19 protein-coding genes are annotated in these 26,079 nt (G+C 69.5%); 12 read left to right on the forward strand and 7 right to left on the reverse strand.

What is annotated here, in order from left to right:
- Positions 1–17: 17 nt before the first annotated feature.
- Positions 18–1,262, forward strand: coding sequence for an acyltransferase (locus HP445_RS11335; RefSeq protein WP_164941113.1), 1,245 nt, complete (start codon positions 18–20; stop codon positions 1,260–1,262).
- 216 nt (positions 1,263–1,478) lie between these two features.
- Here HP445_RS11335 and HP445_RS11340 read toward each other — a convergent pair whose 3' ends face one another.
- Entirely contained in the window at positions 1,479–2,807 is a 1,329-nt protein-coding gene (locus HP445_RS11340) for an MFS transporter (RefSeq protein WP_164941112.1), read from the reverse strand.
- Positions 2,808–2,977: 170 nt separating this feature from the next.
- Here HP445_RS11340 and uvrB point away from each other — a divergent pair, with 170 nt between their 5' ends.
- From uvrB to HP445_RS11395, 11 genes are all read left to right on the forward strand, one after another.
- Positions 2,978–5,050 carry an excinuclease ABC subunit UvrB gene (uvrB, locus tag HP445_RS11345; RefSeq protein ID WP_042540944.1) on the forward strand — a complete coding sequence of 691 codons (2,073 nt, stop codon included), beginning with the start codon at positions 2,978–2,980 and terminating at the stop codon, positions 5,048–5,050.
- Complete coding sequence (locus HP445_RS11350; protein WP_128779960.1) at positions 5,040–5,957, forward strand: SDR family NAD(P)-dependent oxidoreductase; 918 nt, start codon at positions 5,040–5,042, stop codon at positions 5,955–5,957. The genes uvrB and HP445_RS11350 overlap by 11 nt, the downstream gene beginning before the upstream one ends.
- 48 nt (positions 5,958–6,005) lie before the next feature.
- A complete protein-coding gene (uvrA, locus tag HP445_RS11355) occupies positions 6,006–9,062 on the forward strand; it encodes an excinuclease ABC subunit UvrA (protein ID WP_217499899.1) in 3,057 nt (1,018 codons plus the stop codon).
- Positions 9,063–11,132 (forward strand): excinuclease ABC subunit UvrC, encoded by a 2,070-nt coding sequence (gene uvrC, locus HP445_RS11360; protein WP_128779959.1) that lies wholly within the window; start codon positions 9,063–9,065, stop codon positions 11,130–11,132.
- 103 nt (positions 11,133–11,235) lie between these two features.
- On the forward strand, positions 11,236–12,135 hold the full coding sequence (rapZ, locus tag HP445_RS11365) for an RNase adapter RapZ (RefSeq protein ID WP_027465691.1): 900 nt from the start codon (positions 11,236–11,238) through the stop codon (positions 12,133–12,135).
- A gap of 75 nt (positions 12,136–12,210) precedes the next feature.
- On the forward strand, positions 12,211–13,191 hold the full coding sequence (whiA, locus tag HP445_RS11370; protein ID WP_027465690.1) for a DNA-binding protein WhiA: 981 nt from the start codon (positions 12,211–12,213) through the stop codon (positions 13,189–13,191).
- 269 nt (positions 13,192–13,460) lie between these two features.
- Positions 13,461–14,465 (forward strand): type I glyceraldehyde-3-phosphate dehydrogenase, encoded by a 1,005-nt coding sequence (gene gap / locus HP445_RS11375; protein ID WP_111103024.1) that lies wholly within the window; start codon positions 13,461–13,463, stop codon positions 14,463–14,465.
- A 3-nt stretch (positions 14,466–14,468) separates the two neighbouring features.
- Positions 14,469–15,686, forward strand: coding sequence for a phosphoglycerate kinase (locus HP445_RS11380; protein WP_111039100.1), 1,218 nt, complete (start codon positions 14,469–14,471; stop codon positions 15,684–15,686).
- Positions 15,683–16,462: a triose-phosphate isomerase gene (tpiA, locus tag HP445_RS11385; protein ID WP_111031855.1), complete on the forward strand. Its 780-nt coding sequence runs from the start codon at positions 15,683–15,685 to the stop codon at positions 16,460–16,462. Before HP445_RS11380 ends, tpiA begins: the two co-directional genes overlap by 4 nt.
- 108 nt (positions 16,463–16,570) lie before the next feature.
- On the forward strand, positions 16,571–16,822 hold the full coding sequence (gene secG, locus HP445_RS11390; protein WP_017887256.1) for a preprotein translocase subunit SecG: 252 nt from the start codon (positions 16,571–16,573) through the stop codon (positions 16,820–16,822).
- Between the two features lie 3 nt (positions 16,823–16,825).
- Positions 16,826–17,194, forward strand: coding sequence for an RNA polymerase-binding protein RbpA (locus HP445_RS11395; protein WP_110862753.1), 369 nt, complete (start codon positions 16,826–16,828; stop codon positions 17,192–17,194).
- A gap of 421 nt (positions 17,195–17,615) precedes the next feature.
- Here the strand turns inward: HP445_RS11395 and pgl are convergent, their stop codons facing one another.
- From pgl to tkt, 6 genes are all read right to left on the reverse strand, one after another.
- A complete protein-coding gene (pgl, locus tag HP445_RS11400; protein ID WP_110864544.1) occupies positions 17,616–18,386 on the reverse strand; it encodes a 6-phosphogluconolactonase in 771 nt (256 codons plus the stop codon).
- A gap of 100 nt (positions 18,387–18,486) precedes the next feature.
- Positions 18,487–19,431, reverse strand: a complete 945-nt coding sequence (locus HP445_RS11405; RefSeq protein ID WP_027465684.1) for a glucose-6-phosphate dehydrogenase assembly protein OpcA — start codon at positions 19,429–19,431, stop codon at positions 18,487–18,489.
- Positions 19,428–20,966 (reverse strand): glucose-6-phosphate dehydrogenase, encoded by a 1,539-nt coding sequence (gene zwf, locus HP445_RS11410; protein ID WP_027465683.1) that lies wholly within the window; start codon positions 20,964–20,966, stop codon positions 19,428–19,430. Before zwf ends, HP445_RS11405 begins: the two co-directional genes overlap by 4 nt.
- Positions 20,967–20,988: 22 nt before the next feature.
- Entirely contained in the window at positions 20,989–22,587 is a 1,599-nt protein-coding gene (locus tag HP445_RS11415; RefSeq protein WP_128779958.1) for a glucose-6-phosphate isomerase, read from the reverse strand.
- Entirely contained in the window at positions 22,587–23,699 is a 1,113-nt protein-coding gene (gene tal / locus HP445_RS11420) for a transaldolase (RefSeq protein WP_128779957.1), read from the reverse strand. Before tal ends, HP445_RS11415 begins: the two co-directional genes overlap by 1 nt.
- 138 nt (positions 23,700–23,837) lie before the next feature.
- Positions 23,838–25,931 carry a transketolase gene (gene tkt / locus HP445_RS11425; protein ID WP_071403754.1) on the reverse strand — a complete coding sequence of 698 codons (2,094 nt, stop codon included), beginning with the start codon at positions 25,929–25,931 and terminating at the stop codon, positions 23,838–23,840.
- Between the last annotated feature and the right edge of the window lie 148 nt (positions 25,932–26,079).

Genomic DNA, 26,079 nt, shown 5'->3' on the forward strand with positions numbered 1-26,079 from the left:
CCGGCGACGAGCCGGGGGTGCAGACGCCGACACGCACGGCCGAGGGCAAGCCCCGGCACCTGTACGAGGTCGACGTGCTCCGCATCCTCACGTTCGCGTGCGTGATCGGGGTGCACACCACGAGCCACACCGCCGCCACCGACGACGTCGGGCTGAACGCGCTGCTCGCCCTGCTGCACTTCACCCGGCTGGTCTTCTTCTCGCTGACCGCGTTCGTGCTCGTGTACAGCTACACCTTGCGCCCGAGGCCGATGGCGCAGTTCTGGCCGAAGCGGTTCCTGCTCGTGGGCGTGCCGTACCTGGCGTGGTCGTTCGTCTACGTCGCGGCGGCCTGGCTGCTGAGCCCCACTCGCCGTGGTGACCTCCCCGACCTGGTGCGCACCGCGGCCGAGGGCATCGTCACCGGCACCTCGTGGTACCACCTGTACTTCCTGCTCGTGACGATGCAGGTGTACCTGCTCCTGCCGGTGATCGTCTGGCTGGTGCGCCGGACCCGCGGGCACCACGTGACCGTGCTGGTCGTGGCGCTCCTGGTCCAGCTGGTGGTGTTCGCCGGGTACAAGTACTTCCCGGCGAGCGACGCGTGGATGCAGGGGTACCAGAAGCAGTTCTTCTTCTCGTACGTCTTCTTCATCGTCTCGGGGGCGATCGCCGCTGACCACGCCGACGCCTTCCTGCGGTTCATCCGGGTCCACCGCCGCTCGGTCCTGTGGGCGTTCGCCGGCGTCGGAGGGGTGATACTCGGCGTGTGGGCGCTCCAGGTGGGCCTCGGCCAGTCCCTCTACGCCGCGGGGACGCCGCTGCAGCCGATCCAGGTGGTCTGGAGCACCGCGGTGTTCGTCGGGTTCCTGGCGATCGGTGCCGCCTGGGCGGACCGCCGGCGACCCCGAAGCCGGACCGCCCGGTTCGTCGACTACGCGTCCGACCGCTCGTTCGGCATCTTCCTGAGCCACCCGTTCGTCATCTGGATCCTGCTCTACGGCGACAGCTGGCTCGAGGCCGTCGTGCCACGACCGTGGCTCACGCTCGTCACCTACGTGCTCGTGCTGGTGCTGTCCGTCGCGGTGACCGAGCTGTTCCGGTGGACGCCCCTCAGCGTGCCGCTGACCGGGCGGCCGTCGTTGTCCTCTCGGGCGTCGCGAGCGGCGCGGGTGCGTCGGTCCGCCGGCGCGAGCGTGCCGCAGCGGTCGCCGGAACCGGTGGAGCCGGACGACGCCCTCGTCGGCGAGACCGACGACGTCGGGCGGCGCGCCGCGCGCTGAGCGCTCGCCCGCACGGCGCAGCTCTCGTGCGAGGTTCCGTCCGTGGTGCGATGGTGACGCCGTCCCACGGGGTCCGGAACCTCGCACCAGCCGTTCGGGGCGGTGGGCGCGGGGCACGCCGGCCGGGAGGCACGTGGCGGGCCCGACCCGCGCCTCCCGGCCGTCGCGTGCGGACCACCAGGGCCGGCGCACGTCCCGCGCACCGGCTGCCGGCCGTCAAGCCGAGCGCTGCTCGGCCTTCGGGGTGCCGATCTCGAGCACGCCGTCGGTGGAGGTCAGCCGCTGGGGCTTCATGAACCACGCGACGACGGCCGCGGCTCCGAGCAGGACGCAGGAGAGCGCGAAGGGCACCTGCCAGCCGGAGGCGTCGATGAGCAGACCGAACACGATGGGCGAGACGACACCGGCGATGCCGAACCCGGTGTTCATGAAGCCCGAGGCCGTGCCGGACCACTGCGGCGCCACGTCCATCGGGATCGCCCAGAGGTTGGCGTTGCAGAGCTCGAGGAAGAAGAACGACAGGGCCAGCGAGATCGTCGCGACGAGCAGCCCCTGCCCGACCACGAGCGGGATGAGGCAGAGGAGCGAGCCGCCGAGGCCGATCACCAGGATGATCCGGCGGGCGTTCCGGGTGTCCCCGCCGCGGTGGATGATGCGGTCGCTGAGCATCCCGCCGACGGTGTCCCCGACGACACCGGCCAGCAGGATGAGGGTGGTGAACAGGGCGAAGTCGCCGATCTCCAGGCCGTAGGTCGAGCTGAGGAACGTCGGGAGCCACGTGAGGAACACCCAGAGGGTCCAGCCGTACCCGAAGTCGACGAAGGTGACCGGCAGGATCTGCTTCGCCATCTGCCGCCACGGCACCGGGGGACGGGTCGCGCGGGTCTCGACCGGCGGGAGCTCGGCGAGCTCGACCTGCGTGATGCCCTTCGCGGACTCCGGCTTGTCGCGGAACCAGACGAACCAGACGACGGCCCACGCCAGGGACAGCACCGCGGTGGCGAAGAACGCCCAGCGCCAGCTGCCCGTCGCGCCGATCACCCACGCGACGATGAGCGGGGCCAGGGCGTTCCCGAGCCGTGCCGCGGAGTGCACCACCCCCTGGGCGAAGCCGTTCCGGTCGCGGGGGATCCAGCGGCTCATCGCCTGCGTGGCGGTCGGGAACGCGGCGGCCTCGCTCAGCCCGAGCAGGGCCCGTGCGGCGAAGAGGGTCCAGAAGCCGACCGCGAACCCGGTCCAGAGCGTCGCGACGCCCCAGATCACCGTGATGACGAAGAGCGCCCGGCGCGGGCCGAACTTCTCGCTGATCGTGCCGCCGAACACCTGCAGCAGGGCGTACGGCAACGAGAACGCGGAGACGATGAGGCCGGCGGTCGCCTCGTTGAACCCGAACTCCTCGGTGATGTGCGGCAGCGCCGTCGAGATGTTCGTCCGGTCGATGTACGAGATCGCGTACATGCAGCAGAGCAGGACGAGCACGCGTCCGCGGATGCGTCCGCGGAACGGAGTGCCCTTGATCGGTGCGGCCGGGTTCGCCGTGGTCATGAGGCCTCTTCGGGGGAGTGGGAAGGAGTCGGGTGACTGGACGGATCGGACGGTATGCCCGTTGACCATCAGTCGACTTGGAGCCTGCTTGCAGCGGACAGTACGCCGAGGGCGAGCAGGAGCCCTCGGTGTCAGGGGTGCCGACTACCGTTGTCCCCATGGGTGTTGCGATCGAACCGACCCGAGCGGTGCGTCCGTTCGAGGTCATCAGCGAGTACTCGCCGAGTGGCGACCAGCCCGCGGCCATCGCGGAACTCGCCGGGCGGATCAACGCCGGTGAAACCGACGTCGTGCTGCTGGGTGCGACCGGTACCGGCAAGTCGGCGACGACCGCGTGGCTCATCGAGCAGGTGCAGCGACCGACGCTCGTGCTCGCGCACAACAAGACCCTCGCGGCCCAGCTCGCCAACGAGTTCCGCAGCCTGATGCCGAACAACGCGGTCGAGTACTTCGTCTCCTACTACGACTACTACCAGCCAGAGGCCTACGTCCCGCAGACGGACACCTTCATCGAGAAGGACTCCTCGGTCAACGCCGAGGTCGAACGACTCCGGCACTCCACGACGAACTCGCTGCTCAGCCGTCGCGACACCGTGGTGGTGTCCACCGTCTCCTGCATCTACGGTCTCGGCACCCCCGAGCAGTACATGAACGCTTCGGTCGCGCTCCACGTGGGCCAGACGATCTCGCGCGACCAGCTCGTCCGCAAGTTCGTCGCCATGCAGTACCAGCGCAACGACGTCGACTTCGCCCGGGGCACGTTCCGGGTGCGCGGCGACACGATCGAGATCATCCCGATGTACGAAGAGCACGCGATCCGCATCGAGATGTTCGGTGACGAGATCGAAGCGCTCTCCTCGCTGCACCCGCTCACCGGCAACGTCATCGACGACCTGCCCGCCGTGTCGATCTTCCCGGCCTCGCACTACGTCGCGGACACCGACGTGATGCACCGTGCGATCGCCTCCATCAAGGAAGAACTCGCGGAACGGCTCGCCGAGCTCGAGGGCCAGGGCAAGCTGCTCGAGGCCCAGCGCCTCCGGATGCGCACCACGTTCGACATCGAGATGATGGAGCAGATCGGGTTCTGCTCGGGCATCGAGAACTACTCGCGGCACATGGACGGCCGTGGTCCGGGCGAAGCGCCGCACTGCCTCATCGACTACTTCCCCGACGACTTCCTGATCGTCATCGACGAGTCGCACGTCACCGTGCCGCAGATCGGCGCGATGTACGAGGGTGACGCCTCGCGCAAGCGCACCCTCGTCGAGCACGGGTTCCGCCTGCCGAGCGCGATGGACAACCGCCCGCTGAAGTGGGAGGAGTTCCTCGAGCGCGTCGGGCAGAAGGTCTACCTGTCGGCCACCCCGGGGCGCTACGAGCTCGGGGTCACCGACAGCGTGGTCGAGCAGATCATCCGCCCGACCGGCCTGATCGACCCCGAGATCGTGGTCAAGCCGAGCGACGGCCAGATCGACGACCTGCTCGAGGAGATCAAGCAGCGGGTGGAGAAGGACGAACGCGTCCTCGTCACCACGCTGACCAAGCGCATGGCGGAGGAACTCACCGACTTCCTCGGCAACGCCGGTGTGCGCGTCCGGTACCTGCACTCCGACGTCGACACCCTGAAGCGCGTCGAGCTGCTGACCGAGCTGCGGCAGGGTGTCTACGACGTGCTCGTCGGCATCAACCTGCTGCGCGAGGGCCTCGACCTGCCCGAGGTGTCGCTCGTCGCGATCCTCGACGCCGACAAGGAAGGCTTCCTCCGCTCGTCGACGTCGCTCATCCAGACGATCGGTCGTGCTGCCCGCAACGTGTCGGGCCAGGTGCTCATGTACGCCGACAAGATGACCGACTCGATGAAGATCGCGATCGAGGAGACCGATCGCCGTCGTGAGAAGCAGGTCGCCTACAACCTGGAGCGCGGCATCGACCCCCAGCCGCTGCGCAAGAAGATCGCGGACATCACCGAGGTCCTGCAGCGCGAGAACGACGACACGAAGGCGCTCCTGCAGGGTCGGCCCGGCACCGACGGCCGTCGGTCGCCCACGCCGAACCTCAAGCGCGGCGGCATCGCGGGCGAGGGCGCGACGCAGCTCGGTGCCACCATCGCCGACCTGAACGACCAGATGCTGCAGGCTGCGGCGGAGCTGAAGTTCGAGCTCGCGGCGCGACTGCGCGACGAGGTGCAGGACCTGAAGAAGGCCCTGCGCCAGATGGAGTCGGCCGGACATGTCAGCTGACGGCGCCCGCACGGTCGTCGTCACCGGTGCGAGCGCCGGGCTCGGGTACCACGCCGCCGAGCAGCTCGCCGCAGCGGGGCACCGTGTGGTGCTGGCGACGCGCGACCGCGGCCGGGCGGACGCCGCCGAGCGCAGCATCCGTCGGCACGTCGACGGCGCCTCGCTCGCCCACGTCCACCTCGACCTCGCCGACCTCGACTCGGTCAGTGCCGCTGCCGTCGAACTCGCCGCGCTGGAACCCGACGGCGTCGACGCGGTCGTGAACAACGCCGGGGTCGTCGGGGCGTCGACGCGGGGGAGCACGGCACAGGGCACCGAACTGCAGATCGGTACGAACCACCTCGGGCACTTCGCGTGGACCGCCCGGGTCCTGCCCCTGCTCGAACGACGAGCCGGCCGGGTCGTGCACCTCGGGTCGATCGCCCATCGATTCGCCCAGCTCGACGCGACCGATCCGCTCGGCGTCGGTCGGTACTCGAGCCACCGCCAGTACGCCAGGAGCAAGCTCGCCGTGATGCTGTTCGGCTTCGAGCTCGCCGAGCGACTGGCCGACTCGGGGTCGTCCGTGTCGAGCGTCGTCGCGCACCCCGGCCTGTCGCTCGACCGCCTGTCGCCGGCACGCCCGGACATCAGCCCGGCACGACCCGAACCCGAGTGGATCCGCCCGGCGCAGCGCATCGTCGCCCAGGGCAAGGACGTCGGCGCCCAGCCGCTCGTGCACGCGGCCGTCGGTGCTGACGTGCACTCGGGGGAGTACTGGGGCCCGGCCGGCTGGATGCAGCTCCGTGGCCCGGCCACGGTGGTCGCGGCCGAACCACGGGCGCACGACCGCACGGTCGCAGCACAGCTCTGGGCCGCGAGTGAGCGTGCATCCGGCGTCGCGTTCGCTCTCGACGCACTCGTCTGACCCTCCATCCCGGCCGAATGTCGGTGCCGCTTCGTAGAATCGACGACGATGACCATCACCTCTGACCCCGGTACCTCGACGTCGGGCCGGAACGCCTTCGGCGAGCCCGCTGACCTCCACCTCCCCGGCGGGACCGCTCCGCACAGCACCTCCACGCTCAGCGTGCGGGGCGCGCGCGTGCACAACCTCCGTGACGTCGACCTCGAGATCCCGCGCGACTCGCTCGTCGTGTTCACCGGCCTGTCCGGCTCGGGCAAGTCCTCGCTGGCGTTCGACACGATCTTCGCCGAGGGGCAGCGCCGGTACGTCGAGTCGCTGTCCGCCTACGCGCGCCAGTTCCTCGGGCAGGTCGACCGCCCCGACGTCGACTTCATCGAGGGGCTCTCGCCGGCGGTGTCGATCGACCAGAAGTCGACCAACCGCAACCCGCGGTCGACGGTCGGCACGATCACCGAGGTCTACGACTACATGCGTCTGCTCTGGGCGCGCATCGGGGTCCCGCACTGCCCGACGTGTGGCGAGGTGATCAGCAAGCAGACCGTGCAGCAGATCGCCGACCAGCTCATGCAGTTCGAGACCGGCACCCGCTTCCAGGTCCTCGCACCCGTGATCTCGAAGAAGAAGGGCGAGTTCGTCGACCTCTTCCAGGAGCTCGCGGCGTCCGGCTACGCCCGCGCGATCGTGGACGGGGAGCGCATCCAGCTCAGCGACCCGCCCAAGCTCAAGAAGCAGGTCAAGCACGACATCTCGGTCATCGTCGACCGCCTGGTGGCGAGCGACGACATCCTCGGTCGTCTCACCGACTCGCTCGAGACCGCCCTGCGCCTGACCGACGGCACCGTCGGCATCGACCTGGTGGACCACGAGGGGCCCGGAGCGGTCCGGAACTACTCCGAGAACCTCTCGTGCCCGAACAACCACCCGCTCGCACTCACCGAGATCGAGCCGCGGACGTTCTCGTTCAACGCGCCGTTCGGTGCCTGCCCCGAGTGCTCCGGCCTCGGCACCCGCATGTCGGTCGACCCCGACCTGGTGCTCGGCGACCCCGAGGCCTCGTTGCGTGACGGCGTCCTGCTGCCCTGGACCGGGACGAGTGGGCTGTACTCCTACTTCGAGAAGCTGCTCGGCGGTCTCGGCAAGGAGCTCGGCTTCTCGCTCGACACCCCGTGGAACCAGCTCGACCCCGCGGTGCAGGCGTCGATCCTGACCGGCAAGGACTTCCAGGTGTCGGTTTCCTGGCGCAACCGCTTCGGCCGCGAGATGCGGTACACGAGCGGGTTCGAAGGCGTCATGCCCTACATCGAGCGCAAGTTCGCCGAGGCCGAGTCGGACTCGCAGCGGCAGCGCTTCCAGGGGTACCTGCGCGAGGTCCCGTGCCCGGTGTGCGAGGGAACCCGCCTCAAGCCCGAGGTGCTCGCGGTGACGGTCAACGACCGCAGCATCGCGGACGTCACCGACATGTCGCTCGACAACGCGTACTCGTTCATGGACGAGCTGACGCTGACCGACCGCGAAGCGCACATCGCCGCAGCGGTCCTCCGTGAGATCCGCGCACGCCTCGAGTTCCTGCTCGAGGTCGGCCTGAACTACCTCACGCTGGCACGTGGTGCCGGCGGTCTCTCCGGCGGTGAGGCGCAGCGCATCCGCCTGGCGACGCAGATCGGCTCCGGGCTGACCGGCGTGCTCTACGTGCTCGACGAGCCGAGCATCGGCCTGCACCAGCGCGACAACCGTCGACTCATCGACACCCTGGTCAAGCTCAAGGACCTCGGCAACACGCTCATCGTCGTCGAGCACGACGAGGACACGATCCGCACGGCCGACTGGGTCGTCGACATCGGCCCCGGTGCCGGTGTGAACGGCGGCAACGTCGTGCACTCCGGTTCGTACGAGGGCATCATCGAGAACCGCGAGTCGATCACCGGTGACTACCTCGCCGGTCGACGCGCGATCGAGGTGCCGGCCGAGCGTCGCAAGGTCAACCTCAAGCGCGCCATCACCGTGCAGGGCGCCCGGGCGAACAACCTCAAGTCGATCGACGCGGACTTCCCCCTCGGTGTGTTCACCGCGGTGACGGGCGTCAGCGGGTCCGGCAAGTCGACGCTGGTGAACGACATCCTGTACAAGGTGCTCGCCAACCAGCTCAACGGCGCCCGGCACATCGCGGGCAAGCACACCCGGGTGAAGGGCCTCGACCAGCTCGACAAGGTCGTGCACGTCGACCAGGCACCGATCGGCCGCACGCCGCGCTCGAACCCGGCGACCTACACGGGCGTGTTCGACCGCATCCGCCAGCTGTTCGCCGAGACGCAAGAGGCCAAGACCCGCGGCTACCAGCCCGGTCGCTTCAGCTTCAACGTCAAGGGCGGCCGCTGCGAGAACTGCGCGGGCGACGGCACGATCAAGATCGAGATGAACTTCCTGCCGGACGTCTACGTCGCGTGCGAGGTCTGCGGTGGTGCGCGCTACAACCGCGAGACGCTCCAGGTGCACTACAAGGGCAAGAACATCTCCGAGGTCCTCGACATGCCGATCAGCGAGGCGGCCGAGTTCTTCGAGCCGATCTCGGCGATCCACCGCTACATGGCGACCCTGGTCGACGTGGGCCTCGGCTACGTGCGCCTCGGCCAGAGCGCGACCACGCTCTCCGGCGGCGAGGCGCAGCGCGTCAAGCTCGCCACCGAGCTGCAGCGTCGCTCGAACGGCCGCACGGTCTACGTGCTCGACGAGCCGACGACCGGTCTGCACTTCGAGGACGTCCGCAAGCTGCTCCTCGTGCTGCAGAGCCTGGTCGACAAGGGCAACACCGTCATCACGATCGAGCACAACCTCGACGTCATCAAGTCCGCCGACTGGCTGATCGACATGGGACCCGAGGGCGGTTCCGGTGGTGGCACGGTCCTGGCGACGGGCACCCCGGAGCACGTGGCGACCGTGCCGGAGAGCCACACCGGTGTCTTCCTGCGCGAGATCTTCGACGCGCAGGACGCCCGGGTCGGCAAGCAGCAGGCGGTCGGCGCACGCCAGGCCACCCAGAAGCAGCAGGGCGGCAAGCAGCAGGGCACGACCAAGCAGGCGAGCAAGCAGAAGGCGGGTGCTCGGTAGGTGGCGGACACCGTCCCGTGGCGTCCGAAGGCGGGGGAGATCCCGACCGACCCGGGCGTCTACCGTTGGCGTGACGAAGCCGGTCGGGTGCTCTACGTCGGCAAGGCGAAGAACCTCCGCGCCCGGCTGAGCAACTACTTCGCGCCGTTGCCGACGCTGCACGAGCGCACGCGGCGCATGGTCCTCACGGCACGCAGTGTCGAGTGGACGACGGTCGGCTCCGAGATCGAGGCGCTCCAGCTGGAGTACACCTGGATCAAGGAGTTCGACCCGCCGTTCAACGTCAAGTTCCGCGACGACAAGTCGTACCCGTACATGGCGGTCACCCTGGGTGACGAAGCGCCGCGGGTGATGGTGACACGCAACCGCAAGATCAAGGGCGCGAAGTACTTCGGTCCGTACCCGAAGATCTGGGCGGTGCACGACACCATCGACCTGATGATCAAGGTGTTCCCGATCCGCACCTGTTCGGACTCGTCGTACAAGAAGGCGATGCAGACGGGCCGTCCGTGCTTCCCGGGGCAGATCGGCAAGTGCGGTGGCCCGTGCTCGCAGAAGGTCACGATCGAGGAGCACCGCGCGCTCGTCGAGGAGTTCGTGCGCTTCATGAACTCCTACGACCGCCGGGTCATCACCGAGCTCCGGCAGCGCATGGGGGCCTCGGCCGACGCGATGCAGTACGAGCAGGCCGCGAAGTACCGCGACCAGGTCGAAGCGCTCGAGGCCGTGCTCGAGAAGTCCGCTGTGGTGCTCCGCGACTCGGTCGACCTCGACCTGTTCGGCATCGCGGAGGACGAGCTCGCCGCTGCCGTGCAGCTGTTCTCGGTCCGTGGCGGCCGCATCCGCGGTGTCCGCGGCTGGGTGGTCGACAAGGAGCTCGACATCGCCACGGGCGACCTCGTCGAGCAGATCGTGCAGGGCGTCTACGTCACCGACGAGCCCCCGCGCGAGGTCGTCGTCCCCGAGCTGCCGGAGGACGCCGACGCGCTCCAGGAGTGGCTCAGCAAGCGCCGGAACGGGCGCGGCACGAAGCTCAGTACGGCACAGCGCGGCGATCGTGCCGGTCTCGCGCGGACGGCCGCGCAGAACGCCGGGCAGGCGCTCATGCTGTACAAGACCAAGCGTTCGGCCGACTACACCACCCGGGCCGCAGCACTGGCCGACATCCAGGATGCCCTCGGCATGACCGAGGCGCCGCTCCGCATGGAGTGCTACGACATCTCGCACCTGCAGGGCACGAACGTCGTCGCGTCGATGGTGGTGTTCGAGGACGGCCTGCCGCGCAAGGACCAGTACCGCCGGTACTCGATCGCCGAGACCACCGACGACACCGACAGCATGTACCAGGTGCTCTCGCGGCGCCTGGCGCGGCTGGACGAGGACGCCGAGCTGCCGGACGTCCCCGACGTCACGACCGACGAGGTCGTCGAGGGGTCGAAGCCGACGAAGCGGTTCGCCTACCGCCCGCAGCTGCTCATCGTCGACGGCGGCCAGCCCCAGGTGCAGGCCGCGAAGCGCGCGATGGACGAAGCCGGCGTGCACGACATCGCCCTGGTCGGCATCGCCAAGCGACTCGAGGAGCTCTGGCTCCCCGACGACGACTTCCCGGTCATCCTGCCCCGCAACTCCGAGGCGCTCTTCCTCATCCAGCGCATCCGCGACGAGGCGCACCGGTTCGCGATCACCCACCAGCGCAGCAAGCGGAAGCGCGACGTCCGGTCGCGGTTGTCCGAGATCCCCGGTCTCGGCCCGAGCCGCGTCAACGCCCTGCTGAAGCACTTCGGCTCGGTCGCCCGGCTGCGTGAAGCCACGGCCGAGGACATCGGTGAGGTGAACGGCATCGGTCCGGCGACCGCTGCTGCGGTGGTCTCGAAGCTGGCCCAGACGCCGACGAGCGCGCCGGCGACGAGCGCGTCCAGCGCCCCCGAACCGGACGCCGACGCGATCGCGGACACCGTGACCGAGAACGCAGCCACCCAGCAGACCGCCACCCAGCAGACCGCCACCCCCTCCGGAGGCCCGGTGCGGGTCCCCGAGGTGACCGACGACGGTCCGCAGCGACCGTCGTGACGAACCCCGCGCCTCCCGGCCGCCACCGGGCGGTAGCCTGGTCCGGCAGCCGAGACCTCCCCGGGCGACGCGCCCGGGCCGCCACGACGGAGCCCACTCCCAGATGACCGACAGCGCCACCGCGACCACCCACGCGTCGCAGCACGACATCCTCATCGTCACCGGCATGTCCGGGGCCGGGCGGTCCACCGTCGGCAAGGCCCTCGAAGACCTGGGCTGGTACGTCGTCGACAACCTGCCCACGCAGATGCTGGCCCCGCTGACCGAACTGGCCGACCGCGCGGGGGAGAAGATCCCGAAGATCGCCACGGTGGTCGACGTTCGCGGCGGACGGTTCTTCACCGACCCCGAGCACGCGGTCGAGCAGGTCCGCTCGAGCACCTCCGCGCGGGTCCGGGTGCTGTTCCTCGAAGCCACCGACGCCGTGCTGGTCCGGCGCTTCGAGCAGGTCCGTCGACCCCACCCGCTCCAGGGCGAGGACACCCTGCTCGACGGCATCGCCCGCGAACGGGCGCGTCTCGCAGGCCTCCGCGAGGCGTCCGACGTGGTGATCGACACCTCCGACCTCAACATCCACCAGCTCGCGAACACCGTGATCGAGCACTTCGCCGACGAGCACTTCGTGGGCGTACAGGTCACGCTGATGAGCTTCGGCTTCAAGTACGGACTGCCCGCCGACGCCGACATGGTGGCCGACGTGCGGTTCCTCCCGAACCCCTACTGGGTGCCGGAACTGCGGCCCCACACCGGGCTGGACCAGCCGGTCTCGGACTACGTGCTGGCCCAGGCCGGAGCCCGTCCGTTCGTCGATCGCTACGCCTCCGTCCTCGAGCCGGTGTTCGAGGGGTACCAGCGCGAGAACAAAAGACACGCTACGATCGCCATCGGCTGTACCGGCGGGAAGCACCGCTCGGTCGCCATCGTCGCCGAGTTGGCGAACCTCCTCCGCGGGATGCCTGGCGTCGCCGTGCGTGTGAAGAACCGAGATCTCGGCCGGGAGTGACCGTCCCTCCGGCCGCTCCCACGCCCGTGCCGCCGGATCTGCGGGAACCACTGAACGAACGTTAGGAATGATGCTGTGCCGTTGACTGCCGAGGTCAAGGACGAACTGGCCAGGGTCGCCGTGAACCGCAACACGGTCCGCGCCGCCGAACTGGCCACGATCCTCCGGTTCGCTGGTGGTCTGCACGTCATCTCGGGCCGCATCGCGGTCGAGGTCGAGCTCGACACCCGGATCATCGTGCACCGGGTCCGCAAGGACCTCGCCGAGCTCTACGGCGTGCGCAGCGAGGCGTCGGTGGGCTCGTCCGCGTCCGCCCGCCGCGGGACCCGCTACCTGGTCCGCGTGCTCGAGGCGGGGGAGACCCTCGCCCGCCAGACCGGCCTGATGGACGCCCGTCGCCGCCCGGTCCGCGGCCTGCCGAACCGCCTCACCACGGGCAACCGTGAGGACCTCGCGGCCATCTGGCGCGGCGCCTTCCTCGCCTCCGGCACCCTGACCGACCCGGGTCGGGCCGCAGCGCTCGAGGTCACCTGCCCCGGCAACGAGGCCGCGATGGCCCTCGTCGGTGCCGCGTCGCGTCTCGGGGTCGCCGCGAAGGGCCGCGAGGTCCGCGGGGTGCACCGCGTCGTCATCCGCGACGGTGAGGCCATCGGCCAGATGCTGACCGTCATGGGTGCAGCGCGCACCACCGCCGACTGGGAGGAGATGCGCCAGCGTCGCGAGGTCCGTGCGACCGCGAACCGCCTGGTCAACTTCGACGACGCGAATCTCCGCCGTTCCGCGCAGGCCGCCGTGGCCGCCTGCGCCCGGGTCGAGCGTGCGCTCGAGATCCTCGGCGACGAGGTCCCCGACCACCTGCAGTACGCCGGCACGCTGCGCCTGCAGCACCGCGACGCCTCGCTCGACGAGCTCGGCCAGCACGCGGACCCGCCCATGACCAAGGACGCCATCGCCGGCCGCATCCGGCGCCTGCTGGCGATGGCCGACAAGCGGGCCTCCGACCTCGGCATCCCGGGCACCGAAGCGAGCGTTCCCGAGGAGCTCGAAGGGGCCTGAGAGCGGTCTGTCGACCCCACGGACGGGAGGCGCGGTGCCAGCTGGCACCGCGCCTCCCGTCCGTTTCCCGGCCCGTTCTCGGACCCGTTCCCGGCCTGGTCGGCGACCGTCCGGACGGACCGTCATCCCGCTCGGGCACGCAGTGTCCGACTGCTAGGGTCGTTACGGCGACGTTACGGGGCGTATCGTCCACCACACGCGGGCCCGCCAGGGTGCGCGACTCCCGAAAGCAGCGCCCCCTGGGCGCTCCACACTCACCAGGAGATCCATTGACCGTCAAGATCGGTATCAACGGCTTCGGCCGCATCGGCCGTAACTTCTTCCGGGCCGCCCTCGCGAAGGGCTCCGACCTCGAGATCGTGGCGGTGAACGACCTCACCGACAACGCGTCGCTCGCCAACCTGCTGAAGTTCGACTCCATCACGGGCCGTCTCGGTGTCTCCGTCGAGCTCGACGGCGACAACATCGTCGTCGACGGCAAGGCCATCAAGGTCCTCGCCGAGCGCGACCCCGCCAACCTCCCCTGGGGCGAGCTGGGTGTCGACATCGTCATCGAGTCGACCGGGTTCTTCACCAAGGCCGCCGATGCGCAGAAGCACATCGACGCCGGCGCCAAGAAGGTCATCATCTCCGCCCCGGCCACGGGTGACGACGTCACCATCGTGCTCGGCGTGAACGAGGACCAGTACGACGCGGCGAACCACCACATCATCTCGAACGCGTCCTGCACCACGAACAGCCTCGCGCCGCTCGCCAAGGTGTTCCACGACAAGTTCGGCATCGAGCGTGGCCTCATGACGACGGTGCACGCCTACACCGCCGACCAGAACCTGCAGGACGGCCCGCACAAGGACCCCCGTCGTGCCCGTGCTGCCGCACTGAACATCGTCCCGACCTCGACCGGTGCCGCCAAGGCCATCGGTCAGGTCATGCCGGAGCTCGCCGGCAAGCTCGACGGCTTCGCGCTGCGCGTCCCGGTCCCCACCGGCTCGATCACCGACCTCACCCTCGAGACCAAGTCCGAGGTCACCGTCGACGAGATCAACGCCGCCTACAAGGAGGCCGCGGAAGGCCCCCTCAAGGGCATCCTGCTCTACAGCGAGGACCCGCTGGTGTCGACCGACATCACCACGGACCCGCACTCCTCGATCTACGACTCCGGCCTGACCAAGGTCATCGGCGGCCTCGTGAAGATCACCTCGTGGTACGACAACGAGTGGGGCTACTCGAACCGCCTCGTCGACCTCACCGAGTACGTCGGCGAGCGTCTGTAACACATGGCCCTCCGCACCCTCGAGGACCTCGGCGACCTCGCCGGCAAGCGCGTCGTCGTCCGCTGTGACCTGAACGTCCCGCTCAAGGACGGCACCATCACGGACGACGGCCGCGTCCGCGCGTCGCTGACCACGCTGAACACCCTCGTCAACGCCGGCGCACGCGTCATCGTGATCTCGCACCTGGGCCGCCCCGACGGGGAGCCCAAGCCCGAGTTCTCGCTCGCACCGGTGGCCCAGCGGCTCTCCGAGCTGCTCGGCAAAGAGGTCACGTTCGTCGGCGAGACCGTCGGTGACGAAGCGACCGCCGCGGCCGAGGCCCTCGAGGACGGCGACGTCCTGCTGCTCGAGAACCTCCGCTTCAACCCGGAGGAGACCTCGAAGGACGCCGCCGAGCGCGGTGCCTTCGCGGACCGCATCGCCGCCCTCGGTGACGCCTTCGTCTCCGACGGCTTCGGTGTCGTGCACCGCAAGCAGGCCTCGGTCTACGAGCTCGCGTCCGCACTGCCCAGTGCGGCCGGTTCGTTGATCGAGACCGAGCTGCGCGTGCTCGAGCGTCTGACCACCTCGCCGGAGCGGCCGTACACGGTCGTGCTCGGCGGGTCGAAGGTCAGCGACAAGCTCGGTGTCATCGACCACATCCTGCCGAAGGTCGACACCCTCTGCATCGGTGGCGGCATGCTCTTCACGTTCCTCGCGGCCCAGGGCCACGGGGTCGCGAAGTCGCTGCTCGAGGCGGACCAGCTCGACGTCGTCCGCGAGTACCTCTCGCGGGCGAAGGAGCTCGGTGTCACCATCGACCTGCCGACCGACGTCGTGGTGGCCTCCGCCTTCGCGGCCGACGCCGACCACGAGACCGTGGCGGCCGACGCCATCGAGTCCTCGTCGTTCGGTACGGACGGCATCGGCCTCGACATCGGCCCGGAGACCGCTGCGCGGTTCGCCTCGGCCGTCTCGGGTTCGAAGACCGTGTTCTGGAACGGCCCGATGGGCGTGTTCGAGTTCCCGGCCTTCGCCGCCGGCACGAAGACCGTCGCGCAGGCGCTCACCGAGGTCGACGGCCTCGGCGTCGTCGGTGGTGGCGACTCCGCTGCCGCCGTGCGGTCGCTCGGATTCTCGGACGACCAGTTCGGCCACATCTCGACCGGTGGCGGTGCGAGCCTCGAGTTCCTCGAGGGCAAGTCGCTGCCCGGTCTCGAAGCACTGGGGTGGACCGCATGAGCCGCACGCCGTTGATCGCGGGCAACTGGAAGATGAACCTGGACCACCTCCAGGCCATCGCCACCGTGCAGAAGCTCGCGTGGACGCTCAAGGACGCCCGGCACGACTTCGACGACGTCGAGGTCGCGGTGTTCCCGCCGTTCACCGACCTGCGGAGCGTGCAGACGCTCATCTCGGCCGACAAGCTGCCGATCCACTTCGGTGCGCAGGACCTGTCGCAGTTCGACTCCGGTGCCTACACCGGTGACGTCTCCGGCGCGTTCCTCGCCGCGCTCGACGCCCAGTACGTCATCGTCGGCCACTCCGAGCGGCGCACGCTGCACGGTGAGACCGACGAGGTCGTCGCGGCGAAGACCGCGGCGGCCGTCAAGCACGGCCTCGTCCCCGTGGTGTGCGTCGGCGAGACCGGCGAGCAGCGCGAGGAGCGCGGCGCCGGTGTCGTGCCGGTCGAGCAGCTGCGCGTCGTGCTCGACGCGGTCAAGCCCGCCGACATCGTCGTGGCGTACGAGCCCGTCTGGGCCATCGGCTCCGGACAGGCCGCCACGGCCGAGCAGGCGCAGGACGAGTGCGCGGCGATCCGTCGTGGCATCGCCGCAGCCTGGGGCGACCAGGCTGCTGCCGACACCCGGGTGCTCTACGGCGGCTCGGTCAAGTCGGGCAACATCGCGGGGTTCCTCCGTGAGCCCGACATCGACGGCGCGCTCGTCGGTGGCGCTTCGCTCGACGTGCAGGAGTTCGCGGCCATCGCCCGGTTCCGTCAGCACGTCGGGCTGTAGTCCACAGGCGTCGTCGCGGGCAGTCGTCCGCACCACTCCCGTCCAGGTACCGGCCGTGCTCCGCGCGGCCGGTACACTGGTACGGCTGACTGACACGAAAGGTACGTCGTGGCGATACTCTCCGTCGTGCTGCAGGTCCTGCTCGCAATCACGAGCCTCCTGCTCACGCTCCTCATCCTGCTGCACAAGGGCCGCGGTGGTGGCCTCTCCGACATGTTCGGCGGTGGGGTCACGAGCAACCTCGGTGCGTCCGGCGTGGCCGAGCGCAACCTCAACCGCATCACGGTGATCCTCGGTCTGGTCTGGATCGTCTCCATCATCGTGCTCGGTCTCATCAACAAGTTCACGGCGGGGGTCTGATCCATGGCAAGCGGAGGCAGTGCAATCCGAGGGTCTCGCGTCGGCGCGGGGCCCATGGGCGAACAGGACCGCGGGGTCCAGGCAGAGCGCGTGGCGATCTCGTACTGGGACGCCCTCGGCAACGAGGTCGTGCGGTACTTCGCCGCGAACCTGCCCGATGAAGAGATCCCCGAGACGGTGGACTCCCCGTCGAGTGGTTTGCCGGCTGGGCGCGACAAGGAGAACCCTCCCGTGGTCTCCAAGACGGAGCCCTACAAGACGCACCTCGCATACGTGAAGGAACGCCGCACCGAGGAAGAGGCAGCGCAGCTCCTCGAGGACGCGCTCCAGCAGCTCCGAGAGCGTCGCGGCACCGCGGCGAAGAAGAGCTAGCGCACACACGCTGACGAAGGCCCCTGCACCGATGGTGCGGGGGCCTTCGTGTGTCCCGGGGAAGGGGTGGCTCGCTCGCCGAGGGGTCACGACACGCCGCGTGTGGTGCGCTGTGGTGGCACGAACCGTCGCCTGCGGCGCCCGCGGCCGACAGTTCGTGACCATTCGGCGTCGGATCGGCGGGGAGTCGTGACCGCTCGGCGCCGAGGTGCCGCGCGGAGCGGCGGTTCGCCGAGTGGTCATGACACGCCGCGTGCGGTGCGCGGTGGTGGCGTGAACTGTCGCCTGCGGCGCCCGCGGCCGACAGTTCGTGACCACCCGGCGTCGGGTCGCGGCGCGGCGCGCAGTGGGCGCGACCACAGACGGACGGGAGGCCCGGTGCCAGCTGGCACCGGGCCTCCCGTCCGTCAGGAACGCGCGTCTAGTACGTCGACGCGATCAGGTTCTCGGGGACGTCGCGCGCGGCGTCCTGGTCCACGAAGAAGACGGTGCGCTTGCGACCCTGTACGCCACCGACGGGGACGTCCTCGATCGACGCACCCGCGAGGGCCAGCCCGAGGACCGAAGCCTTCTCGGCACCGGAGAGGATCACCCAGACGCGCTGCGAGGCGTTGATCACCGGGAAGGTGACGGTCAGACGCTGCGGCGGCGGCTTGGGGGAGTCGTCGACCGACACGACGGCGCGGTCGGTGACGGTGAGCTGCGGGAACTCCGGGAAGAGCGAGGCGGTGTGCCCGTCGGGGCCGACGCCGAGCAGCGTGATGTCGAAGCGCGGCGCGACGGCACCCTCGGGCGCGGCGTCCTGCAGCTCGCGCTCGTACTGGGTCGCCGCGGCCTCGATGTCGAGCCCGCCGTCCGACGCCGGCATCGGGTGGATGTTCGACGCGGGGATGTCGACGTGGTCGAAGAAGTCGGTCTGCGTGCCGATCGTGTTGCGGTCGGCGTCGTCCGACGGGACCCAGCGCTCGTCGACCCACCAGACGTGCACCTTCGACCAGTCGACGCTCTCGCGCGCCGGCGACTGGCCGATCGCAGCGAGGACGAGGGAGGAGACCGATCCACCGCTGATCGCGATGTCGGCACGCTCCTGCTCGTCGAGCACGTCGATGATCTTGGTGATGAAGCGTGCGGCGACCGAAGCGCCGAGGGCCTGCTTGTCCGGGTGCACGAGCACCCGCCGTTCGTTGGTCACGTGACTCCCGTGTTCGTGGCGGCCGACCGGTCGTCCGACCGCCTTCGGTCCGGTCGGGCCGCCTGCACCAGACAGGCGGCCCGACCGTGTGGGGTGTTGATCAGCGGGCGATGGTCTCGCGCAGCTGGGGCACCCCGTGCTTGACGACGTCTCCGAAGAGGACGTCCGGGTCGAGTCTACGGAGTTCCTCGGCCAGGCAGTCGCGCAGGTTGCGGCGTGGCAGCGACAGGTCGTGCGTCGGCTGCCCGGGCATCGAGAGCGTGGCGACGTCCACCAGGGAACGCTCGAGCTCGATGGTGCCGGACTCGCGGACGAGCTTCACACCGTGGATGCCGCTCGACCCCGTCGCGCGCGGCGACGTGACGACGGACACCGGCACCTGGAGCTGCAGCTGCAGCCAGGCGGCGAGGAGGATCGTCGACGGGCTGTCGGACGCGCCGGAGACCTCGACGGCGGTGATCGGCTCGTACGGCGGCTGGTCGAGCGCCGCGGCGAGCTGGTTCCGCCACAGGGTCAGACGGGTCCACGCGAAGTCGGTGTCACCCGGTACGTAGGACGCACCGAGTGCCTCGATCGCGCCGTTGGGGTCCTTCTGCGCGGCCGCGTCGGTGATCCGTCGCTGCGCGATGCGGCCGAGGGCCGACGCCGCGGGCTGCTCGGGAGCGGTCTGCGGCCACCAGGCCACGACGGGTGCGTCCGGCAGCAGGAGGCCGGTGACCAGGCTCTCCTCGTCGGTCGCGGTCTCGCCGTACGCCCGGAGGACGATGACCTCGCTCGCACCCGCGTCGCTGCCGACACGGATCTGCGCGTCGAGGCGCCCGGGGGACTTCGTGTCACCGCTGTTCTTCGAGACGATGATCACGCGCATCGGGTGCTCGCGGGACGCCTCGTTGGCCGCCTCGATCGCCTCTTCCTCGTGACCGAGGGCCGTCGAGATGATGAGGGTCAGCACACGGCCGAGGGCGACGGCGCCGCCCTCCTCGCGGATGCGGACGAGCTTCTTCTGGATCTTCGACACCGTGGTGTCGGGCATGTCGATCTTCACGGACGCCTCCAGGTCCGACCGTCGCGGGCGAGCAGGGCGTCGGCGGATGCCGGACCCCACGTGCCGGGACGGTACTGCTCGGGCTGGCCCTGCGTGGCCCAGAACTCCTCGATGGGGTCGAGGATCTTCCAGGACAGCTCGACCTCCTGGTGCCGCGGGAACAGCGGCGGATCACCGAGGAGCACGTCGAGGATGAGTCGCTCGTACGCCTCGGGGGATGCTTCGGTGAACGCGTGGCCGTAGCCGAAGTCCATCGTCACGTCGCGCACCTGGGTGCCGACGCCGGGGACCTTCGAGCCGAAGCGCAGCGTGACGCCCTCGTCCGGCTGGACACGGATGACGAGCGCGTTCTGGCCGAGCGGGGACTGCGTGTTGCCGTAGACGTCCTCGGGGACGCGCTTGAACACGATCGCGATCTCGGTCACACGACGACCCAGACGTTTGCCGGCCCGCAGGTAGAACGGGACGCCCTGCCAGCGACGCGTGGCGATGTCGAGCTTGATCGCCGCGTACGTCTCGGTGCCGGACTCCGGGTTCATCCCGGCCTCTTCGAGGAAGCCGAGCACCTTCTCGCCGCCCTGCCAGCCGCCGTCGTACTGCCCGCGGGCAGTGGCGGTCGACAGGTCCTCGGGCAGACGGACGGCGGAGAGCACCTTCTCCTTCTCGGCACGCAGGTCGGCGGCCTTGAACGAGACGGGTTCCTCCATCGCGGTGAGCGCGAGGAGCTGCAGCAGGTGGTTCTGGATGACGTCGCGCGCCGCACCGATGCCGTCGTAGTACGCGGCACGCCCGGCGACGCCGATGTCCTCGGCCATCGTGATCTGCACGTGGTCGACGTAGTTCGAGTTCCAGATGGGTTCGTACATCTGGTTCGCGAACCGGAGCGTCAGGAGGTTCTGGACGGTCTCCTTGCCGAGGTAGTGGTCGATGCGGAACACGTCGTCGGGCGCGAAGACGCTCTCGACGATCGCGTTGAGCTCGCGCGCGGTGCGGAGGTCGGAGCCGAACGGCTTCTCGACGACCACGCGGCTCCAGGAGCCCTCGCGCTTCTCGGTCAGCCCGGACAGCTTCAGCTGCTCGGTGACGACCGGGAACATCTTCGGTGGGATGGACAGGTAGAACGCGTGGTTGCCCAGCGTCCCGCGCTCGGCGTCGAGGTCGTCGACGGTGCGCTTGAGCTCGCGGAACGCCTCGGGGTCGTCGAACGAGCCCTGGACGAAGCGGATGCCCTGTTCGAGCTGACGCCAGACGTCCTCGTCGAACGGGGTGCGCGAGTGCTCCTTGACGGCGTCGTGGACGAGCTGGGAGAAGTCTTGGTCCTCCCAGTCGCGACGAGCGAACCCGACGAGCGCGAACCCCGGGGGCAGGAGCCCCCGGTTGGCCAGGTCGTAGACCGCGGGCATCAGCTTCTTGCGTGACAGGTCGCCCGTCACGCCGAAGATGATGAGCGTGCTCGGTCCCGCGATCCGGTTCAGTCGACGATCCGTCGGCAGCCGGAGCGGGTTGTGCTCCGGGGTGATTGCCACCGGTGACATGAGTCGGTGAACTCCTTACGAGTCAGTGGGAGACGGCAGACGCGATCGCCGCGGTGGCGGCGTGGACGTCCGACGTCGTGAGGGTGAGGACCGGCCGGCCGTGCTCGGCGAGGACGCTCGCGTCGCCGGCTGCCTGGGCCCGGAGGAGCTGCCCGAACGTGAACGGCCGACCCGGGATCGCCAGGTCCTCCGCTTCGTCGGCCACGATCTGCAGGAACACTCCCGTGGCAGGGCCGCCCTTGTGGTACTGGCCGGTCGAGTGCAAGAACCGGGGGCCGTACCCGAAGGTGACGGGGCGCTCCGTGCGCGCCGCGATCGCGTCGCGCAGCGACTCCAGACCGCTGTTGGTGGTGCGGTCGACGTACGCCTGCACCGACACGTAGCCGGTCGGGTCGAGTGCGGACAGGAGGCCCGACACGGCTTCCGAGAGCGTCGCACCGACCGCGAGTCCGGGCGTCGCGTGGACGGCGATGCCGTCCTCGGAGAACGCCGGCTCGGCAGGAACGGGGCGGTCGTCGAGCAGCGCGCGGGTCGCGACCTTGGCGGCCTCGACGTCGGGCTGGTCGAACGGGTTGATGCCGAGCAGGCGACCGGCGACCGCGACGGCGTACTCCCAGACGAGGATCTGGCCACCGAGCGTGCCGGTGATCTCGACCTCGCCCTCGGCCACGTGACGCTCGTCCTCGCGCGAACCGACCAGGCGGATGACCTGGACGTCGGGCAGGCCGGCGGTGACCTCGGGGGAGTCCGCGTGCAGCACGACGGGCAGCAGGCCGCGGCCGTCCTTGCCGGTCGACTCCGCGATCAGCTGTTCGACCCAGTCGCCGAAACCGACGATGTGCGTGCCGTCGGGCACGATGGCGATCTTGTCGCGCAGCGGCTCGGTGCCCGCGAGGACCGCACCGAGCACGAGCCCGGGGTTCTCGTCCAGGTCGACCGAGAGCAGTGCGGAGATCGCGTCGGCCTCGTCGAGGAGCTCGGCGATGTCCGCTCCCGCGAGCCCGGACGGCACGAGGCCGAAGGCGGTGAGCGCCGAGTAACGGCCGCCGACCGCGGGGTCGGCGGTGAAGACACGGTAGCCGGCGTCGATCGCAGCGGCCTCGAGCGCGGAGCCCGGGTCGGTGACGACGACGATGCGGCGGGCCGGGTCGATGCCGGCGTCGCGGAAGGCCTGCTCGTAGACACGGCGCTGCGAATCGGTCTCGAGCGTCGAGCCGGACTTCGACGAGACCACGAGCACGGTGCGCTCGAGGTCGGTCGTCACGGCCGCGCGGACCTGTGCGGGGTCGGTCGAGTCGAGGACCGTGAGGGGCACGCCGGCGGTGCGCGTGATGACCTCGGGTGCGAGGGACGAGCCGCCCATGCCGGCGAGGACGACGTGGTCGACCCCTTCGGCACGGAGCGACTCGCGCAGCGCGGTCACCTCGGCGACGAGCGGGCGGGAGACCGAGACGGCCTCCACCCAGCCGAGGCGCTTCGACGCCTCGGCCTCGGCGGTGGTTCCCCACAGATCGGCGTCCTGGGCGGTGATGCCCGAGGCCACCAGGTCAGCGACGAGCCGCGGGACCACCTGTTCGATGGCCCGCGCGGCGTCGCCGCTGGCTGCGATGGAAACCGTCACTACTTGGCGCCCTCGAGCGCTGCCTTGACGGTGTCGACGAGCTCGCCCCAGGAGACGTTGAACTTGTCCACGCCCTCCTTCTCGAGCAGTGCGACGACCTCGTCGTAGTCGACGCCCTGTGCGGCGAGCTGGTCGAGGACCTGCTGCGCCTGGTCGAACGTGCCGGCGATGGCGTCGCCGTGGATCTCACCGTGGTCGAACGTGGCGTCGAGCGTCTTGCCCGGCATCGTGTTGACGGTGTTCGGGGCGGCGAGCTCGGTCACGTAGAGCGTGTCGGGGAGCGACGGGTCCTTGACACCGGTCGAGGCCCAGAGCGGACGCTGCGTGTTGGCGCCGGACTCGAGCAGGCCGAGGGCACGCTCGGAGGCGAAGGCCTCGGTCCAGACCTGGTAGGCGAGCTGCGCGTTGGCGATGCCGGCCTTCGACTTGAGGGCCTTGGCCTCGTCGGTGCCGACGGCGTCCAGGCGCTTGTCGATCTCGGAGTCGACACGCGACACGAAGAAGGACGCGACCGAGTGGATCTTGGAGAGGTCGTGGCCGGCGGCCTTGGCCTTCTCCAGCCCACCGAGGTAGGCGTCGATGACGGCGCGGTAGCGCTCGAGCGAGAAGATCAGGGTGACGTTGACGGAGATGCCGGCGCCGATGACCTCGGTGATCGCCTCGAGACCCTCGAGCGTCGCTGGGATCTTGATGAGGACGTTCTCCTTGCCGACCTTCTCGAACAGGAACTTGGCCTGCTCGATGGTCTTGGCGGTGTCGTGCGCGAGGCCCGGCTCGACCTCGATGGAGACACGGCCGTCGAAGCCCTTGGTCTCGTCGTAGATCGGCTTGAAGACGTCGGAGGCGTTCGCGACGTCCTGCGTGGTGATCTCGAAGATCGCGTCGGTGACGTCGGTGCCCGCGGCGGCGAGCTCCTTGACCTGCGAGTCGTAGCGCTCGCCCTTGGCGAGGGCCGACGCGAAGATCGTCGGGTTCGTCGTCACGCCGACGACGTTCTTCTGCTCGATGAGCTCGGTGAGCTTGCCGGTCTCGAGGAGCTCGCGGGAGAGGTCGTCGAGCCAGATGCTCACGCCGACCGCGGAGAGGGCGGCGGTGGGGGTGTTCTCAGCCATGTGTTTCTCTTCTTCTTTCATCGACGGGTCCGTGAGGACCTTGAGTCGGGGTTTCGGGGACGGGAGGCCCGTGGCGGAACCGAGCCGGGCCTCCCGGAAGAAGGGCCGGATCCGGAAACCGGACCCGGCCCTTGCAGGTCAGGAAGCTGCGATCGATTCCTTCGCGGCGGCCACGACGTGCTCCGTCGTGAAGCCGAACTCCTTGAAGAGCGTCTGGTAGTCGGCCGAGGCACCGAAGTGCTCGATCGAGACGCTGCGGCCCTTGTCGCCGACGATGTCGCGCCAGCTCATGGCGATGCCGGCCTCGACCGACACGCGAGCGGTGACGTCCTTCGGGAGCACCTGGTCCTGGTAGTTCTCGGACTGGGCGCGGAACCACTCGATCGACGGCGCGCTCACGACGCGGGCGTTGATGCCCTCGGCCTTGAGCTGCTCGCGAGCATCGACAGCGATCTGGACCTCGGAACCGGTCGCGATGAGGATGACGTCCGGGGTGCCGTTGGGCGCCTCGGCCAGGATGTACGCACCCTTGGCGACGTTCTTCGCCGAAGCGAAGACCTCACCGGACGCGTCACCCTCGCCACGCTCGAACACGGGGAGGTTCTGACGGCTCAGCGCGATGCCGGCCGGGCGGTCGGTGTGCTTGAGCATCTCGAGCCACGCGTACGCGACCTCGTTGGCGTCGGCCGGGCGGACGACGTCGAGACCGGGGATCGCACGGAGCGACGAGACCTGCTCGATCGGCTGGTGCGTCGGGCCGTCCTCGCCGAGGGCGATGGAGTCGTGGGTCCAGACGTAGATCGCCGGCGCCTGCATGAGCGCGGCGAGACGGACCGCCGGACGCATGTAGTCACTGAAGATGAGGAACGTGCCACCGAAGGGGCGGGTGTTCCCGTGCAGGACGATGCCGTTGAGGATCGAGCCCATGGCGTGCTCGCGGATGCCGAAGTGCAGCACGCGGCCGTACGGGTCGGTGCTCCACGTCGACGTCGAGGCCTCGGCCGGACCGAAGGACTTTGCGCCCTCGATCGTGGTGAGGTTCGACTCGGCGAGGTCGGCCGAACCGCCCCAGAACTCGGGCATCAGCGGCGCGATGGCGTTGATGACCTTGCCGGAAGCGGCACGGGTCGAGACGGCCTTGTCCGTCGGGAAGACCGGGAGCGCTGCCTCGAGGCCCTCCGGGAGCTCCTTCGACTGGACACGGTCGAACAGCGCCTTCTTGTCGGCGTTGGCCGCGGCCCACGCGTCGAAGGACTTCTGCCACTCGGCGTGCTCGGCCTGGCCCTTGGCGACGGCGCCGCGGGTGTACTCGAGGACCTCGGGGGCGACCTCGAAGGTCTTGTCGGTGTCGAAGCCGAGGATCTCCTTGAGACCCTTGATCTCGTCGGCGCCGAGCGCCGAACCGTGGATCTTGCCCGAGTTCTGCTTGGTCGGCGACGGCCAGCCGATGATCGTCTTGAGGACGATGAGCGACGGCTTGTCGGTGACCTGCTTGGCGGCCTCGATCGCGGCGTGGAGCTCCTCGACGTCCTCGGAGTACTCGCCGGTCTTCTTCCAGTCGACGATCTGGACGTGCCAGCCGAGCGCCTCGTAGCGGTCGGCGACGCTCTCCGAGAACGCGATGTCGGTGTTGTCCTCGATCGAGATCTGGTTCGAGTCGTAGAACGCGATGAGGTTGCCGAGCTGCTGACGGCCTGCGAGCGAGCCGGACTCGTTCGTCACGCCTTCCTGCATGTCACCGTCGCCGGCGATCACGTAGGTGTAGTGGTCGAACGGCGACTGGCCGGCCGGGGTCTCCGGGTCGAACAGGCCGCGCTCGAAGCGCTGGGCGTAGGCGAAGCCGACCGAGGACGCGAGGCCCTGGCCGAGCGGACCCGTGGTGATCTCGACACCGTCGGTGTGGCCGTACTCCGGGTGACCCGGGGTCTTCGAGCCCCACTTGCGCAGGTGCTGCAGGTCGTCGATCTCGAGCCCGTAGCCGTGCAGGTAGAACTGCACGTACTGGAGGATCGAGGCGTGACCGGCGGAGAGGATGAAGCGGTCGCGGCCGATCCAGGTGGAGTCGCTCGGGTCGCGACGCATCACCTTCTGGAAGAGCAGGTGGGCGAGCGGAGCGAGGCTCATCGCGGTGCCGGGGTGACCGTTGCCGGCGGCCTCGACCGAGTCGGCGGCGAGAACGCGGGCCGTGTCGACGGCCTTCCGGTCGATGGCGTCCCAGGTGAATTCAGCCACTTGGATGTTGACCCTTCTTGATGCGACATGTGCGAGGGCTCGTGCCATCGCACGGACATGTGGCCATCCCGGGGCCGAGTCGTGTCGCCGTCTAGCGGCGGCCGACCGGCTCATCGCGGCCGACGTCATCGGGGCGCGCACTGCGGGA

The sequence above is a fragment of the Curtobacterium flaccumfaciens genome (genome assembly GCF_013359815.1).
In the GTDB taxonomy this organism is placed as follows: Bacteria; Actinomycetota; Actinomycetes; order Actinomycetales; family Microbacteriaceae; genus Curtobacterium; species Curtobacterium flaccumfaciens.

Excerpts from the sequence above, each read along its gene's own strand:
- HP445_RS11340 (WP_164941112.1), bottom strand. The coding sequence starts at position 2,807 with ATGACCACGGCGAACCCGGCCGCACCGATCAAGGGCACTCCGTTCCGC.
- HP445_RS11350 (WP_128779960.1), top strand. The coding sequence starts at position 5,040 with ATGTCAGCTGACGGCGCCCGCACGGTCGTCGTCACCGGTGCGAGCGCC.
- uvrA (WP_217499899.1), top strand. The coding sequence starts at position 6,006 with ATGACCATCACCTCTGACCCCGGTACCTCGACGTCGGGCCGGAACGCC.
- rapZ (WP_027465691.1), top strand. The coding sequence starts at position 11,236 with ATGACCGACAGCGCCACCGCGACCACCCACGCGTCGCAGCACGACATC.
- HP445_RS11380 (WP_111039100.1), top strand. The coding sequence starts at position 14,469 with ATGGCCCTCCGCACCCTCGAGGACCTCGGCGACCTCGCCGGCAAGCGC.
- tpiA (WP_111031855.1), top strand. The coding sequence starts at position 15,683 with ATGAGCCGCACGCCGTTGATCGCGGGCAACTGGAAGATGAACCTGGAC.
- HP445_RS11395 (WP_110862753.1), top strand. The coding sequence starts at position 16,826 with ATGGCAAGCGGAGGCAGTGCAATCCGAGGGTCTCGCGTCGGCGCGGGG.
- zwf (WP_027465683.1), bottom strand. The coding sequence starts at position 20,966 with ATGTCACCGGTGGCAATCACCCCGGAGCACAACCCGCTCCGGCTGCCG.
- tal (WP_128779957.1), bottom strand. The coding sequence starts at position 23,699 with ATGGCTGAGAACACCCCCACCGCCGCCCTCTCCGCGGTCGGCGTGAGC.